At 40.1% G+C, this 15,313-nt stretch carries 12 protein-coding genes; 9 read left to right on the top strand and 3 right to left on the bottom strand.

The features are described from left to right. Nucleotides 1-10 precede the first annotated feature (10 nt). Nucleotides 11-286, bottom strand: coding sequence for a hypothetical protein (locus JMV76_RS00735; protein WP_193007407.1), 276 nt, complete (start codon nucleotides 284-286; stop codon nucleotides 11-13). A 523-nt stretch (nucleotides 287-809) separates the two neighbouring features. Here JMV76_RS00735 and JMV76_RS00730 point away from each other — a divergent pair. Further along, the gene (locus tag JMV76_RS00730; protein WP_201501275.1) at nucleotides 810-3,200 is read left to right on the top strand and encodes a TonB-dependent receptor; all 2,391 of its coding nucleotides are present in this window, start codon (nucleotides 810-812) and stop codon (nucleotides 3,198-3,200) included. 113 nt (nucleotides 3,201-3,313) lie between these two features. On the opposite strand, the gene JMV76_RS00725 is transcribed toward JMV76_RS00730, so the two are convergent. Continuing rightward, nucleotides 3,314-4,153 (bottom strand): IS630 family transposase, encoded by an 840-nt coding sequence (locus JMV76_RS00725; RefSeq protein WP_201501274.1) that lies wholly within the window; start codon nucleotides 4,151-4,153, stop codon nucleotides 3,314-3,316. A gap of 391 nt (nucleotides 4,154-4,544) precedes the next feature. Here JMV76_RS00725 and JMV76_RS00720 point away from each other — a divergent pair, with 391 nt between their 5' ends. Genes JMV76_RS00720 through JMV76_RS00695 form a run of 6 tightly spaced genes read left to right on the top strand, consistent with a single transcriptional unit; the run spans nucleotide 4,545 to nucleotide 10,429 of the window. Then, nucleotides 4,545-5,357 carry a hypothetical protein gene (locus JMV76_RS00720; RefSeq protein ID WP_201501273.1) on the top strand — a complete coding sequence of 271 codons (813 nt, stop codon included), beginning with the start codon at nucleotides 4,545-4,547 and terminating at the stop codon, nucleotides 5,355-5,357. Then, entirely contained in the window at nucleotides 5,347-5,790 is a 444-nt protein-coding gene (locus tag JMV76_RS00715; protein ID WP_201501272.1) for a hypothetical protein, read from the top strand. Before JMV76_RS00720 ends, JMV76_RS00715 begins: the two co-directional genes overlap by 11 nt. 29 nt (nucleotides 5,791-5,819) lie before the next feature. Continuing rightward, a complete protein-coding gene (locus tag JMV76_RS00710; RefSeq protein ID WP_201501271.1) occupies nucleotides 5,820-7,709 on the top strand; it encodes a hypothetical protein in 1,890 nt (629 codons plus the stop codon). A gap of 14 nt (nucleotides 7,710-7,723) precedes the next feature. Next, a complete protein-coding gene (locus JMV76_RS00705; protein WP_201501270.1) occupies nucleotides 7,724-8,404 on the top strand; it encodes a hypothetical protein in 681 nt (226 codons plus the stop codon). Further along, a complete protein-coding gene (locus JMV76_RS00700; protein WP_193007400.1) occupies nucleotides 8,394-9,761 on the top strand; it encodes a hypothetical protein in 1,368 nt (455 codons plus the stop codon). The genes JMV76_RS00705 and JMV76_RS00700 overlap by 11 nt, the downstream gene beginning before the upstream one ends. Before the next feature lie 41 nt (nucleotides 9,762-9,802). Then, nucleotides 9,803-10,429, top strand: a complete 627-nt coding sequence (locus JMV76_RS00695) for a condensin complex protein MksE (protein WP_201501269.1) — start codon at nucleotides 9,803-9,805, stop codon at nucleotides 10,427-10,429. 177 nt (nucleotides 10,430-10,606) lie between these two features. On the opposite strand, the gene JMV76_RS00690 is transcribed toward JMV76_RS00695, so the two are convergent. Next, nucleotides 10,607-11,512 carry a LysR family transcriptional regulator gene (locus tag JMV76_RS00690; RefSeq protein WP_201501268.1) on the bottom strand — a complete coding sequence of 302 codons (906 nt, stop codon included), beginning with the start codon at nucleotides 11,510-11,512 and terminating at the stop codon, nucleotides 10,607-10,609. Between the two features lie 294 nt (nucleotides 11,513-11,806). Here JMV76_RS00690 and JMV76_RS00685 point away from each other — a divergent pair, with 294 nt between their 5' ends. Next, on the top strand, nucleotides 11,807-13,513 hold the full coding sequence (locus JMV76_RS00685) for an L-lactate permease (RefSeq protein ID WP_201501267.1): 1,707 nt from the start codon (nucleotides 11,807-11,809) through the stop codon (nucleotides 13,511-13,513). Beyond that, nucleotides 13,510-15,282 carry a D-lactate dehydrogenase gene (dld, locus tag JMV76_RS00680; protein WP_445260950.1) on the top strand — a complete coding sequence of 591 codons (1,773 nt, stop codon included), beginning with the start codon at nucleotides 13,510-13,512 and terminating at the stop codon, nucleotides 15,280-15,282. The genes JMV76_RS00685 and dld overlap by 4 nt, the downstream gene beginning before the upstream one ends. The last annotated feature ends 31 nt before the right edge of the window (nucleotides 15,283-15,313 follow it).

Below are 15,313 nucleotides of genomic sequence, written 5' to 3'. Positions count from 1 at the left end.
AAGTTGTTACCTAAAGCATAAATAGAATGGTGCCTATTGGAGTGCTTTTTATGGCACTTAAATTGCTAGCCACGTTAACTTTAGCATTGCTTGTGTTGGTAAATGAAGGAGTGAGCCACAGCTCCATAATCATGCTTAGCAGAACGAAAGTGACACCTACTGTACGCCCAGTATTTATCTCTCTTGCCGGCAAATTCATAAGACCGTATTGGACTAATATTAATGAAATGAGCAGTAGCATACTACCACGGCGAGCCACTTCTGGTAATTGTTGTTCTAAATCCATAGTACATCGACGTCGCCAGCAGCTTCCACCGCTCGTCCCAAGATCACAATCACCTTAGCTTGAGCATCCAGCTCATGACTACTACGCTAATCGTTGTCGAAATTAAGAAAACTAACAAAGCCACTGAAATAAAAATAGCAATGAGTTTGCCTTTTGAGAGGACGGCAATATAGTCAGTTCAATCTCATTTGGCGTTCTGGTACGTTTGGCATCTTCTATCGTACCAAGGCCATCATATGCTCTAAGAAGCCTTGTTCAGGCGCTTGGGTGATATGAATAATATATCAGTGTTGAGCCATATAGAAAGCTATTAATTGAATTATGGATACCGCTTAGATATCAAATCTTGAGTGACGCTGGAGTAGTATTTTTTCGGAAGCAATAGGGTTTTTAATATTGTAAATAATTATAGAAACAAAAATGATTATCATTTACAATATTGTTCACAAAGTTAGTACACACAGCATTATTAGCTAAATATAACTTTTACCACTCTTTGATCCTCCAATTAAGTGAAGTGAATATGAAACGCCACCATCAAGTTGCTCTATCCTTTCTTACCTTTTGTATCAGCCAGCAACTATATGCACAAAACAATGTCAGTGCTATGGACATCGCTTCAAATACGATGCTTTCAGAAGACTTAGCTGTCAACGCCGCCTCAAGTGAGTTACCAAACGCGACTTTAGATACCATTACGGTCACTGCTACAGCAAGGACAGGAACGGCTTTGGCACAAAAAATTAGTGAGATGCCCGCCGTCACACAGGTAATTACCGAAAATGAGCTACAAATGCAGGCGACAGGTAATCGTACTACTGGAGATATATTGGCTCAGCTGATTCCAAGTTTGGGGGCAAGTAGTGGCTCAACCAGTAACTATGGCACTACCATGCATGGCCGTCCCGTGCAGTTTTTGCTGAATGGTGTGCCATTGAGTGGCTCACGCAGCCTTTCACGCGAGCTAAACAGTATCGATCCTGCGCAGCTTGAGCGGGTAGAGGTGCTGTCTGGTGCGACCAGTATTTATGGGGCTGGCGCGGCTGGTGGTCTGATTAACCTCGTCACAAAATCTATGGTGGGTTATGGTCCTATTAGACAAACCAGAATCGGCGTCAGTAGCAGCCGTAATTTTGACTCAGATTCATTGGGCTATCATGTGGGGCAGACATTAGGCTATGGCGGTGAGCGAGTTTATGGTCGCCTAGATGTGGATTATGAAACGAAAGGCGGCAAGTTCGATAGTCATGATAATCGCATCAGCCCAGACGTCAATCAAACTGACCAACAAGATACCGAGTCGCTAAGTGTTAACGGTAGCTTGGGTATAGAGCTCACTGACAGCCAACGTCTTGATTTGGCAGTGACTTACTATAATGATGAGCAGGATACTGACTATGGTCCAGACTATGGTAAAAATTTACAAGTATTATTAAAACCGAAAAAATTACCACCATCTTTAAAAGCGATTGACGGTGCCGACGTAGAAAACGAGCCTTATACCACCAAAACATCGGTGAACCTAAATTATAATAATGATGATATTGCAGGCTCAAATCTGAGCGTGACTGGCTACTATCGAGACGAAAAAGGCCGTTTCTATCCTTCTGGGAAAAGTGCAGCAGACCAAGCAGCTGAAGTTTGGGCTACCAATGGCCTTACTGATAAAGACACGCTAGGTAAGCTGTTGGGCGCGGCAACATTCGTCACTCAATCAGAAGCAGATATTGAAGTGATGGGTCTACGCGCAGCCATGCAAACGGATAGCGAAATCGCAGGTAAAAAGACGCTATTTAGCTATGGTGCTGACTTTGAACGCGAAAAAAGTGAGCAAACCTATGAAGGCCAAGACTTAAACATGTTTATTGCTAGTAATGGTTTGAGCGCTCAAACTAATGGTCTTACTTATAATGGCGGACCAGATACCACCATTGATAAATGGGGCGCTTTTGTCAATGCGGATATAGATATCACTGATAAATGGCATACCAGTGCGGGCGTGCGCTATCAAAAACTCAAAGCAGAAACGGCTACTTTCACGCCCATTTATGAGCAATTGCTCGAAGAGTATTTTAATGATCCTCTCATCAACGGTGTCAGTAATGCTTATGGCATTGACTATCAGGCCGGTCAAGTGGAAAAGGGCAATACAGACCACGATAAAACCCTATTTAATATCGGTACCAGCTATCAATTAACCCCAAATGACCAAGTATTTGCCAATTTTTCACAAGGCTTTACGACTGCTGATATTCAGCGTGCGCTACGTGATGTACGGGCAGGCTTTGTCGTCAACTCAGACAATGTACAACCTATCGCAATCGACAATTACGAGTTGGGCTGGCAAGGTAAGCATGGCAATACTGCTGCACGATTGAGCGGTTTTTATAATGAATCAGACAAAACGGTACGTTTTACCAATGACTATACGGTAGAAGTGGTCGATGCTGATGAGCACGTCTACGGAATAGAAGGTTCGCTCAGCCATGATATTGATGATCAATGGCAATTGGGTGGCAGTGTCGCCTATACTCGTGGCCAATATGATAAAGATGGTGATTGGTTGGAGCTTGATGCCGTACGCTTGACACCCCTTAAAGGCACTGCATTTGCGCAATACAACTTTGATAAAGGCAGCAATGTACGTCTACAAGCATTAGCAATTGGTGGTGATGATAAAGCCTTTAAGGATCAACAAAAAGATCCTGATTCTAGCGCATTACCAGTCACAGGTTATATGACGCTTGATGTATTAGGACAAGTCAAAATGCCGGTAGGCCGAGTAGACTATGGGATTTATAACTTACTCAATAAGGATTATCTAACGGTCTATCATCAAACAACCTATGGTGACTTGAATCGTCTGCCTGCATCGGGCACAACTTACGGGTTGAGCTACACTGTGGATTATTAAAAATAATATCAGAAAACCTTTTACGCTAATTATTGAATAGCGTGAAAGGTTTTTACATTTTTCAAAACCTTTGCAATTTCTTATAATAGTAAGCCTGTAGCATTATGGTATAGTCAATCCAGAATAAAATTGGTACAACCCATATCATGAAACAGCTTAGGTAAATTATTCTCCATCCACCCTTGTCGTAGAAACTTAGCCTGTGCCCATTTTTTTTCAATAGGGTTTAAATCAGGGCTGTAAGGCGGTAGAAATAACAAGCGATGACCATGCCTGTTGAGTAATCTCTGAACGCGTTTATGAAAGCTGGCGTTATCCATGACGATTACGCATTTTATTTTAAGACTTGGTATTAGCGTGTTTTTGCACCAGTTGTAGAATATGTCGCCATTGATATTCTTTTCGAAGTAATCAAGTGCAAATAACGCTTTTTCATATAAGGCACCAATAACATTGGTGCGTTTTTTACCTTGCCAGTTATAGCTATCGATGCAAGGGGTACCAATAGGTGCATAGCCATGAGAGCGGATGGTCTCAGCCTCGAAGCCACTCTCATCCATGTATACAATTGAATAGCCTTGAGCGATGTAGTCGCCCAGTTTACTTAGATATTTAGCTCTGTTTAATGGGCAAGCTTTTGGATGCTCTAAGGTCTTTTTTTGACTGATACCAAGACGTTTTAAAGCGGCCTCGATGCCCGACTTACTACAGCCAAAACGCTGTGCTCTCTCGTACATGTAATCGTCTGGATGCTGTTCAACATCTTTTAATAAAGCTTCGTTAGGGATTATACTGGGTGGCTTTTTGCGTGTTAGTCTAATACTAGGATTTTTGAGCCAATTCTGTAGCGTGGCCTTACTAATGTCATAAAATGCACAAGCTTGTCTGATACTCATATCTTGTTGTTCGACACTTTTAATCACTTGAGCACGGAAGTCTGCTGAATAAGTCATAATCTTTTTACTTTTCGCTTGTTTTAAAACTACTGTACCACTTTTATAAAATATCTACTATATAGACTGTATTTAAACAGGCATTCATCAACATTCTCCTAGCCGTTATTCGGTATCAACTTTTAGTACGCTATCTATGAGTAAGGGAGTAGCAAAATACTGCTTTACTTTTTACTTCCTTATTTAGTCTGTCTCAATTCGTCATGAACTTTTTATATACTTCGTGAAGTCGTCGTATTTCTCGCTTTTGTTCTATTAATGTCTGAAACTGTGCTGATATGATATAGTCAGCGGACCACTAAACTGTTAGGTATGATGCTCCCTTCATTGTACTACTTGCATGATCTGCGGTTACCTGTTTTTAATATGACTTTTAAAAAAGATTTGATATATGGCTGCGAAAACCTTAAAAAACTATTTGGAAAAAATAGACGCTGGTGAAGCTGTTAATCTTAGAGCTTTTCAGAAATTAATAGCGTCTATTTCATCCTTTGATGGATTTGCTGAGTCTGACCTACAATCGATTAAAAAGGGTGCACATACTTACATCCTAAGTTATATCGACCCTGAAAAGTTGGCTTTTTTACATCATTATGCTGACAGTCAAGGTGAAGATAGAGTCTCAGGAGCAATGCAAAATAATAGCCATGCATTTAAAGTGAATGGCTCACTACTCCTTATCCAAAAATACCAAAACAATCCTGACGTTCTGATATTCAAAGACGACGGTAGGATTCCTAAATATAAAACCAATAAGTCTGCGTTAATATTAGAAAACAGAGAGCTGTTTATTCATAGCGATAAAACATTTAAGTTTTTGAGCGAGCACTACCAAATTACTGAGGATATGCGTAAAGACATTGACGTCATCTTTGGTGCAGGGACAGAGATTACTAATAGCTTACACCTTCCATTTTTAAGTCTTTATAACACCTTGTATTTATGTCTAGATCTTGACTTGGGCGGCATTAAAACGGCAACCTCACTGATTAATAACTTGCCATCAAGCATGGAGATTCACTTTGTCATTCCAAATGATGTCGAGTCTTGCCTTAAGCAAGTTATTGATAAATGTTCGCCCGAATATATGCAAAAGGTATACAACCTTGATGAGAATATGCCTCAAGCACTGCTCCCCTGCATACGCATTATTAAAAAACATAATACTATCTTAGAACAAGAGGCATATTTGTATGGCTACTGATTTTAATACTCATCACCTGTCTTTTAATGAGCTTACGGCTCACAATATAAATGCCCCTACTATGGATCATAAAGATAGTCCATTGATCGACAATGACTTAGAACAGGGTATTGATGACTATTTGAATGATGACTTTAGACTCAACTATTCTCTTAATAAGATTGTTTTAGTTAACTCCGCAAGTCATGCTTACTCAGAGATACCCATCGACGAGCCTTTAGTACTACTTGGTAAAAATAACCGCGGCAAAACCTCTAGTCTCGCCGCGACTAAGCTTATTTTATACCCTGAGGTCAATTTTAATAACTGTGAAAGCAAATTTAACTTTACGAACAAAGCAAATTTAACTTTACGAACAAAGCAAATGATCCCTACAGCAAGGAAGAGTCTTACAAACATTATTTTCCAATCAGTGAATCTTTTATCGCCGTAGAAGTAAAGAACCACGCTGGTTTATTTACGATGCTGCTATACCGTGTTGGAGATTATAAATACCATCGTTTGTTCTTCCCTGTGCCTTATGAAGAGATAAAGCCGTTCATATGGAATGAGCAGACCAATTACTTTGCTGATGAGTTAGGTATTAAAAGCCTGATAGAGATACAGAAAAAACTGGGTGGATTACACCTCACCACCAAGCAAGAATTACAAAATGTGATGTATGGTAATAGAGGATCTAAGACCAGCCATTTTTGTGTGGTGCCGATTAAAGACCAAAAAGAGGCGTCTATTCGCTCTTTTGTCAAAGTTTATGAATTAGCGTTTGATGCTGGTAAGGATGAGAAAAAGAAATTGCCCAATGCTATTGCGACTATTATCGAGATGCAGCGGGGACGAGACAAAGAGAAGCTGAACGAAAATGTACATGACCTTAAGATAGAGCGCGCGCAGCTATTTGAAGAAAGTTTAAAGATTAAAAGCTTAACGGAGAATAAAGACGACTATGAATTTATTCAAAAGCAGTTTGATGCTCTACATCTGGATGCAAAACATGCGGTCTTAGAGTACACGGCATTTTTACGAGAATTTAAATTAAAGCAGCAGCAGTATGCTCAAGATAAAATCGCTATTGGTGCTAGAAAGGAAGACATTGAGAGAGAACGCAATCATGCCATAGAAGAAGTAAAGCAAGTTGCAAATGAGATTACTAGATTGGGTACACTGCACAAAGCATTAAAAGAGGAAGTAGCACAGCTGCAGCAACAGAAAATCAAAGCTGAGAAAATATTAGGTCAATTTTCTCACAAAAGCCCACAAGATATTATTGCTGAAATGACTATCCAACGTCATAGGTATGACGAAACTTTTAAAGCCATGCAAGCTAAAGAAAACACAGTTATTTTAATTCAGCAAAAGAATAAGCAGAAACAGGACTTAGAGGAAAAAATAAAATCCGCTCAAAACGGACTTGATAATCATGACTTGTTACTTGCCAATCAGTTACCCTCCCATAGCGCTCATATATTAGGCAGTATTAATGAGGATTTTTTAAATATTACCGCTAATAGCCCATTGACGGAGGAAGCTCTACGTCAAATTAGTGATTTTACGGCGCTGTTTACGGTTGATGATGCTAATCATTTGTCCTTTTTATCGTGCACTTTACCTAATACATTTTATCACCCTTATGATGCTGATAAACAGCGCTCCCAGTTTGAAAAAACTATTACACAAGATAAGAAAGAAGCGTTTACATTGAGCCAAGAGATTGGAGAGTTAAACAGCGCACTGTCTCAGTTTGATACAGACATAGGTAAAAAGATTGCTGAGGGGAAAAAACAAACCCTTAAGGAGCAGATAGTAGAGCTTGATACCAATATTACGCTACTTGAAGGATTATCCTTGATCAAAAGTCAGATAGAGGATAAAACACAGCAAATAAGCCAAAAAGACAAGGCGCTGGCAGAGGATCAAGACCTGCTAGCCATTAACGAGCAATCTAAAGCATCAACAGACAGTAAGTACAATCAAATCGTAGAGCAGTTCGATGACATTATTAGCTTTGGTAAAGAGGCTGAGAGCATTACAAGTCTGCTGGCAGGTGTGAGAAAATCGCAGGGATTGCCTTATCTAGCGGAAGACGATCCTGAGATAGCATCATATTTAGAAAATAATGATATTGAGATTAATTTAAATGCGGCATCTACAATCGCCAATAGCATAGGCGGGCTAAGTGAGCGTATTAACAGGCTTGTCAGCAAAGTGTCAGATTTTACAGAAGTGGTTTTGGTAGAGGGTATTAATCAGCACCAGCGTATTGAAGGTATCAATAGTCTGGGAGAGGTGATTCAGCAATACAAAAACTCCTTTGATACGCTTGAATTTCAAAAAGCAATTATCATGACAAAATAAAAACCCATAATAGTGTGATTGATAACTTATTAAAAGAAATTACAGATTCGGCTGGATTACTACGTACGACGATTAGCTCCCTCAATAAAAAATTGAATGAGCATAAGATATCTAACTTACATCAAGTCTCTCTTAAGCTTAACTTAGCACCTGATTTTGCGAATTTGGAGCGTACCTATGCTAAGCACAATGCCAATCAAACTAGTCTTTTAGATGAGCGCTTTTATGAATCACTTATCAACTATGTTGAAAAGACTAGCCATTCAAACAGTCAACGTTTAAAAATGCGTAATTTGATTGATAGTATTGATTACGAGTATACGCAGGCGACGGGTGAAATCGAACAAAAGTCACAATCAGGCGGTACGACCAGTACCATTACCGCCTTAATTGCCACATTGCTGTTTAGTGAAGCTTTCCAAAAAGGCAGTAGCTTACGCATGCCTATTATTGTGGATGAAGTGGGCACCATTGACAAAGATAATATCAAGACCATTGTTGAACAGGTAAGCAATGCTGGATTCACTATTATATGCGCCAATCCGGGCTTGCATGCAGACGCCCTACGCTATATCCCTAATTACATTCGAGTTGATAAAAGCTTGCTCGATGGCAAGCCCAAATCTCGTGATTGTATCTTCCATATTATGCCGAGCCAAATCAACCGTCAGGGGAGGGTTGTGCATGGTCATTAATCGAGAAGCGATATTAGCAGGTATATTAAAGCATAAATCCCATTTTTTTAGATTCGTTGATGTGATTAATGCCAACGAGACAGCGTTACAGTTTCCTATGACAGCGTATCTGAAATTTTACGAACAAGTTATTTATCAAGATGATGACTATGCCTTAAAAGATATCTTAAGTGTCGAGGCATTATTGCAGGCGAATGTATTCGTTAATATTGATGGTTTAACCAATATGGTAACGCTATCAAAAGACATTTATAACATCTTAGTATGGCTGGATATTTCTCGCAAAAAACAATTAGATTCTCAACCTTTTGAATCGCATCGACAAGACGTCGTTCGACTGGCAAATGAGTTGACGACTTTGCCCATTGAGGGTATTAACTTTAAAGAGACTTATGCTTTTTTCTATGAAAAACTTAGCGACATTCAAGTAGATATCTCTGAAAATATGCGAGTCCTAGATTACCGTGTCGATGAAATTGCAGATATGTATAAAAGCCGTGAAATGGGCTCATTAGAGACGGGTTTAGATGAGTTATTTCATAGAGCGCAGCATGTATATCATCGTAACATCACGCCTTGCCTTGAGTTTATTAACCCAAGCCTTGAATTAAAAGGGACTAAAAATCTATCAGAAACCTTAAAAGATCTTGAGCATTATTTTGAAGAAATAGGGGAAGTAGACAAGGCGAGAACACTACAGTTTCGCGTTGGCGCTATCTTCTGTTATTACAAAGACATCAGAGCCATTGCCAGTCGTTTAAACGCTTATTTGGTGAATTTAGCACAAGAAAGAGAGTTCTTTTTGAGTATGGAGCGCGCTTTTGGGGTGTTGGTTGAATCGCTAGTGCCTTTAAGGCATGGACGCCATCAGAATAAATACTTAAATGCGGACAGCGAGGTATTCAAGCTTGCCACAACCTTTGATGGTTTAGAAGATCATAAAAAAAAGTACGAGAAACGTTTTAACTATTCACCAAGTAGGGGACTGGATCATTTTAATAATTATTATGAGATGATGCTCAGACGTCCGTTGAAGCAAAAGCTGGATAATCCCTTACGTGCGTTACCACTAGAGATTGACATTGAAGAGGAACGCTGCGAACAAATATTGAGTATAACGTTATATGAGATAGCAGTGGATAATATGATTGAGAATGTACAACGCTATGTGTGGCAGAAGCTACAGGAGTTATTGCCTAATGCGGGCATAATAGATTTTTTGTATGCGCTCGAATACTTTTTAAGTGCACTGGATGACGCATGTGTGTCTCAGCGCCGCAACGATCGTGATAGGATTGATGATGGTGTTTATTATCTTGATTATATCATTTGGGATTATGCAGAAGCCTCACTTTAAACATCCTAACGTTACTTCAAATAGACAGGTAGCACGCTATTATGGCAAATTACACATTAAGCAGAGAGATATATAGCCATTTAATGAATGGAAAGATGCTCAATAAACATCTCCTTGATAATGCAGGTGATGACACCGTTAATCCATTATTTATTGAGATAATAGACAATAAAGATGAATACGTTAAACAGTATAAAATGAGCGGTTATCATCTGGTTATTGCACCAATAAATGATCCTGAGTATATTTGCATCGTTGCTACAGGCACGCTAGATGGCACAAAAACTGAACTAGCAATGAAAGCGATGACTATGTTGCTTGTTATTGGTCAATATATTAATCACCATAAATTTAAACTCAGTAAATTAACCAATGCAAAAAGTGGTGGCTTGACTGAAGATGATTTTTTGAAAATGGCAGACATGCCTCATGTTAAAGAGATATTGGAGAAGTCCAAACTCATCACAAAAGGTGAGCGGACGTTACAAGACGTGGTTATGAAACTATTGGTTCATCGAGATATTATGATTGAAGTACCTAGCAAAAAAGCTTATATATTAACCAACGCAGGCCATTCTTTTTATCAGGAGATTCAGCGTAAGTTTGACACTGAGTCTGAGCTAGCAAATGAAGAAGATAATACGACAATAGATACGCAAGCAAGTTAATATTCAGAACAGCAATGTGTTATGACTTGATTACCTAACTTGCCAATGTAGCTAATATGATAATTATATTTGGCTCATCAATCAGTTTTTATTGCCCATAAAAAACTCTTCACTATCTCTTTAATTTTAAGACCGCTTTATTAGTTTTTTTATATACATCAAAAACAGGCTTATTACTTAGTAGTAGTAAGCCTGTTTTTGATGTAATGAGTCTCGTAAATGTGCAACGAGCAGTTTTAACTTTTGATCCGGTTGTCTGGCCTTAGGATAAACCGCATATAGCCCCAGCTTCTTGCTGGTAAAACATTGTAAAATCTGCGTGAGTGTATTTTTCTGTATCTCCTCATAGATCAACACTTGTGGTAAAAAAGCGATACCTAAATCGCTAAGCGCGGCTTGTTTAATTGCACTCAGATGATTGCTATGAAACCGACCAGGGACAGATATTAATTGCTCTTTGCCGTCTATATATAGCGGCCATGTACTGTTAGCCGTATTATCAAACTTATAAACCAAGCACTCATGATTTTGTAACTGTTCAGGAGTTTGAGGCGCACCATGTTGCTCTAAATAGGCTGGAGTCGCGCATATAATCCACTGGCTATCTATAAGGCGCCTTGCAATGAGTGAAGAATCTTCAAGCACAGCGGTCCTTAGTGCCAAATCAAATCCTTCCTCTATCAAGTCAACCAATCGATTGGTAATTTGTAACTCTACTGATACTTCAGGGTGTTGTTTACAGAATTCGGCAATAGATTCGCTAAATATGAAATTCGCAGAGACCACAGGCATGGTTATACGTATATGACCTTTCATATCTTCGCCGTAACCCGTGACAGCATTTTCAGCTTCTTGAAAGGCGGATTTAGCAATTTTAGCTTTGTTATAAAGCGCCCTGCCTGCATCGGTTAAGCTCAACTTTCTAGTGGTTCTATAAAGCAGTTGTATATTTAAGTTCTCTTCTAATCTCGCAATGCGCTTGCTCACTACCGAGTTCGTCAATGATAATTTTTCAGCGACTCTAGAGAATGACCCTTCTTCGACAACTTGAACGAATAAAATCATGTCGTCAGCTTTGGTCACACTTGTTCTCCAATTTTAGTAATGTGTTTCTAATTATAGCAAAAAAGGAAAATAACATTGTCCATTGATGCAATATATCAATGAATTAACAAGGCGTAGACTATTTCAGGGCATTTTTAACATTGGGACATAAACTGTCGCAAGTCGTGCTCGGCTTTGTCTACAAGACAGCTTTAGTAAATAAGCAGTCCCTATTTGTGAATATTTAATACAACTTAGTCATCATAGATTCGTCAAAATAAAGGCTTCGATGACTTAGTTCAAGGAAGATCACACAATCAAAAGGATGTAATTTTGAATCAAACAATATATGGGCTTTTGGCATTACTGCCAATCGTTCTCTGTGGTATTTTTCTGATAGGTTTGCAATGGTCAGCTAAAAAAACAATGCCTATCATTTTAGTGGTTACCGCTGCGCTTGCCATTTTTATATGGGATATGACGCTTAACCGAGTGTCATCATCTATTATTCAGGGTTTGGTCATTACGGTTTCGGTATTGTGGATAGTCTTTGGTGCTATTTTTTTGTTGAATACATTAAAACATACTGGTGCAATCGCCGTTATCCGTGCTGGGTTTACTAATGTATCGCCAGATAGGCGTGTGCAAGCCATTATTATTGCATGGTGCTTTGGTTGCTTTCTTGAGGGCGCCTCTGGTTTTGGTACAGCTGCCGCTATTGCAGCGCCTTTGCTGGTGGCAGTAGGATTTCCGGCGCTGGGTGCGGTGTTGATGGGAATGATGATACAAAGTACACCTGTATCATTTGGTGCGGTCGGTACGCCTATTGTGATAGGGGTAAATGATGGGTTAGATAAAGCTGCCATTAGTGCTCAACTGGCACAACAAGGAGTACAGTGGGGCGAATTTTTACAACTGATTACCAGTCAAGTCGCCATTATTCACGGTGTCATTGGTACGTTTATGCCACTTTTTATGGTGATGATGCTCACTCGCTTCTTTGGTAAAAACAAAAGCTGGCGGGAAGGCTTTGCGATTTGGCCGTTTGCAATTTTTGCAGGCTTGGCATTTACAATCCCTTATATGATAACCGGTGTTTTTTTAGGGCCAGAGTTTCCGTCACTGGTCGGTGGCTTGGTCAGTATTACTGTCATTGTTAATGCTGCTAAAAGAGGGTTTTTGGTACCAAAAACCACATGGGATTTTGAACCGCAAAAAAACTGGCCGAGTGAATGGCTTGGTAAGTTAGTGGTCAGTAAAGAAGATATTACGCTAACCTTGAGTGATAAGAAGATGTCCACCCTTATGGCGTGGTTCCCTTATTTATTGGTTGCCCTTTTACTGGTGTTTTCAAGAGTATTTACAGGCTTTCAGTCTTTACTTAACAGTGTAGCAGTAGACCTAACCTCGATTTTAGGTGAGACAGATATCAGTGCCAGTTTTAGTCCTTTATACTTACCGGGCGGCTTGTTACTAATTAGTGCTTTGGTTGCCGCCGCTTTTCAAACTAGAAAGCCCGTCAGCGCACTAAACAGTGCCTTTAAAGAATCAGGTAAGACTGTGTTAGGGGCAGGTTTTGTACTTATCTTTACGATTCCAATGGTTAGAATTTTTATTAATTCAGGCATAAACTTATCAGATGTGGCGAGTATGCCAGTCGCCAGTGCAGAGTTGTTTTCAGGTACTTTTGGCAATGTTTTTCCATTGATTAGTGCAACCATTGGTGCTTTAGGTGCATTTATCGCAGGCTCTAATACCGTATCTAATATGATGTTCAGTCAATTCCAATATGAAGCCGCCATGAGCTTACATATTTCACCTTCTCTAATCATCGCAGCGCAAGCGGTTGGTGCCGCAGCCGGTAATATGGTTGCCATACATAACGTGGTGGCTGCATCAGCAACGGTGGGTTTACTTGGTATGGAGGGCGCCACACTTAGGCGTACTATTTTACCCACCATATACTATGTGTTGTTCTGTGGCATCATCGTCATGGCCGCCATTTATATTTTTGGTTTTCAAGGTCCCTTGGCATCATGAGTGACACACCATTACAAGATAAGGAGCGTCATATATCTTCGTCAAATCAAGCTTCTCAAGGCATGCTTAGTCCTGATCAGGTGTTAGATAAACTAACCAACTTGCTAGGCGCGAGTAATGTACAAGCTGATCCAGAGAAAAATGAGCACTATAGAATGGGGTGGCGCTCTGGTGGCGGCAGTGCCTTAGCGGTTTTGTTTCCGCAAACATTGCTGGACATTTGGCGTAGCCTAGAAGTGTGCGTTGAAGGCGACTGTATTATCATTATGCAAGCGGCAAAAACAGGCCTGACTGAAGGCTCAACACCAAGCGGTAATGACTACGATAGACCCGTTGTGGTGATTAATACGCTTGCCATAAACCAGTTGTATTTGGTGAATGATGGCGAGCAAGTGATTAGCTTGTCTGGGGCGACATTGCATCAGTTGCAAAGTCAGCTTAATGCTGTCAATAGAGCGCCTCACTCTGTCATCGGTTCCTCGACGTTAGGTGCGTCTATTATTGGTGGTATATCTAATAACTCTGGTGGAGCTCTGGTTAAAAGAGGGCCTGCTTACACCGAGCTTGCATTGTTTGCCCAAATAAATGAACACGGTCAACTGGTGCTAGTCAATCATCTAGACGTCAAGTTGGGTGATACTCCTGAAGAAATATTAACGAATTTGCAAAACGGTCATTTTGATAGAAGAGAATTACCTGACACTGGTAAGCTCGCATCTGACAGAGAGTACATCGCCCGAGTAAAAGATGTTGATGCAAGCACGCCCAGTCGCTTTAATGCGGACAAGCGCAGACTGTATGAAGCAAGCGGCTGTGCTGGCAAGCTTGCCGTATTTGCAGTACGTCTTGACACTTATCCAATAGCGGCAAAAGAGCAAACTTTCTACATAGGCACCAACAGTGTGAGTGAGCTTGCACAGCTCAGAAGACAGATACTATCCCGCTTCGACAATATCCCTGAAGTGGGCGAGTATATGCATCGTGATATATTTGATGTCTCCGCTAAATACGGTAAAGACACGTTCTTGAGTATCAAGCATCTCGGTACAAATGCTTTACCTAGACTGTTCTCTATCAAAGGCGCTATGGATGCAAAATTTCATAAGTGGTCATGGATGCCAAAGCATTTCACTGACAAAGTCATGCAGTTTATCGCTACTCTATTTCCAAAGCATTTGCCCAAGCGCATGATGGAGTACCGTAATCAATACGAGCATCACCTCATCATAAAAATGAGTGATGAAGGTATAGCAGAGGCTCAAGATTTTCTGAAGACGTTTTTTGATGCGTCGGACACGGGTAACTATTTTGAATGTAGTCAGGAAGAATCAGAAAGCGCGCTTTTAAATCGTTTTGCCGCAGCCGGTGCCGCATTACGCTATGAAGTTATACATGAAAAAGAGGTCGGTGAGATATTAGCGCTGGATATTGCCATACCACGTAACGAGCTAGAGTGGCTTGAAAGCTTGCCTGAAGACATTGAAAAACACTTAGAAAAGAAGCTGTATTACGGACATTTCTTTTGTTATGTGTTTCATCAAGACTATATATTAAAGAAGGGCAGTGATGCCAAGCTTGTTAAAAAGATGATGTTAGAGCTATTGAGCGCACGCGGAGCCAAATATCCTGCTGAGCATAATGTCGGTCATCTATACGAAGCAGAGCCTGATTTGCAGAATTTCTATAAAAGTCTAGACCCAACCAATAGCTTTAATCCCGGCATCGGTAAAATGTCAAAAACCAAACGTAACTGCTCGTGCTGTTTGTAATAGGCAGTTTGGGCTAAGCTTGCTGCTTCAA

It is taken from the genome of Psychrobacter cibarius, assembly GCF_904845955.1.
Classification (GTDB): Bacteria; Pseudomonadota; Gammaproteobacteria; order Pseudomonadales; family Moraxellaceae; genus Psychrobacter; species Psychrobacter cibarius_B.
Note: the sequence above shows the minus strand (reverse complement) of the source record. Positions and strands in the feature narration are given on the sequence as shown.

What these genes read in the sequence shown, in the direction of transcription:
- JMV76_RS00725 (WP_201501274.1), bottom strand. Translation starts at nt 4,153, where the DNA reads ATGACTTATTCAGCAGACTTCCGTGCTCAAGTGATTAAAAGTGTCGAA.
- JMV76_RS00700 (WP_193007400.1), top strand. Translation starts at nt 8,394, where the DNA reads ATGGTCATTAATCGAGAAGCGATATTAGCAGGTATATTAAAGCATAAA.
- JMV76_RS00695 (WP_201501269.1), top strand. Translation starts at nt 9,803, where the DNA reads ATGGCAAATTACACATTAAGCAGAGAGATATATAGCCATTTAATGAAT.
- JMV76_RS00735 (WP_193007407.1), bottom strand. Translation starts at nt 286, where the DNA reads ATGGATTTAGAACAACAATTACCAGAAGTGGCTCGCCGTGGTAGTATG.
- JMV76_RS00730 (WP_201501275.1), top strand. Translation starts at nt 810, where the DNA reads ATGAAACGCCACCATCAAGTTGCTCTATCCTTTCTTACCTTTTGTATC.
- JMV76_RS00715 (WP_201501272.1), top strand. Translation starts at nt 5,347, where the DNA reads ATGGCTACTGATTTTAATACTCATCACCTGTCTTTTAATGAGCTTACG.
- JMV76_RS00710 (WP_201501271.1), top strand. Translation starts at nt 5,820, where the DNA reads ATGCTGCTATACCGTGTTGGAGATTATAAATACCATCGTTTGTTCTTC.
- dld (WP_445260950.1), top strand. Translation starts at nt 13,510, where the DNA reads ATGAGTGACACACCATTACAAGATAAGGAGCGTCATATATCTTCGTCA.
- JMV76_RS00720 (WP_201501273.1), top strand. Translation starts at nt 4,545, where the DNA reads ATGGCTGCGAAAACCTTAAAAAACTATTTGGAAAAAATAGACGCTGGT.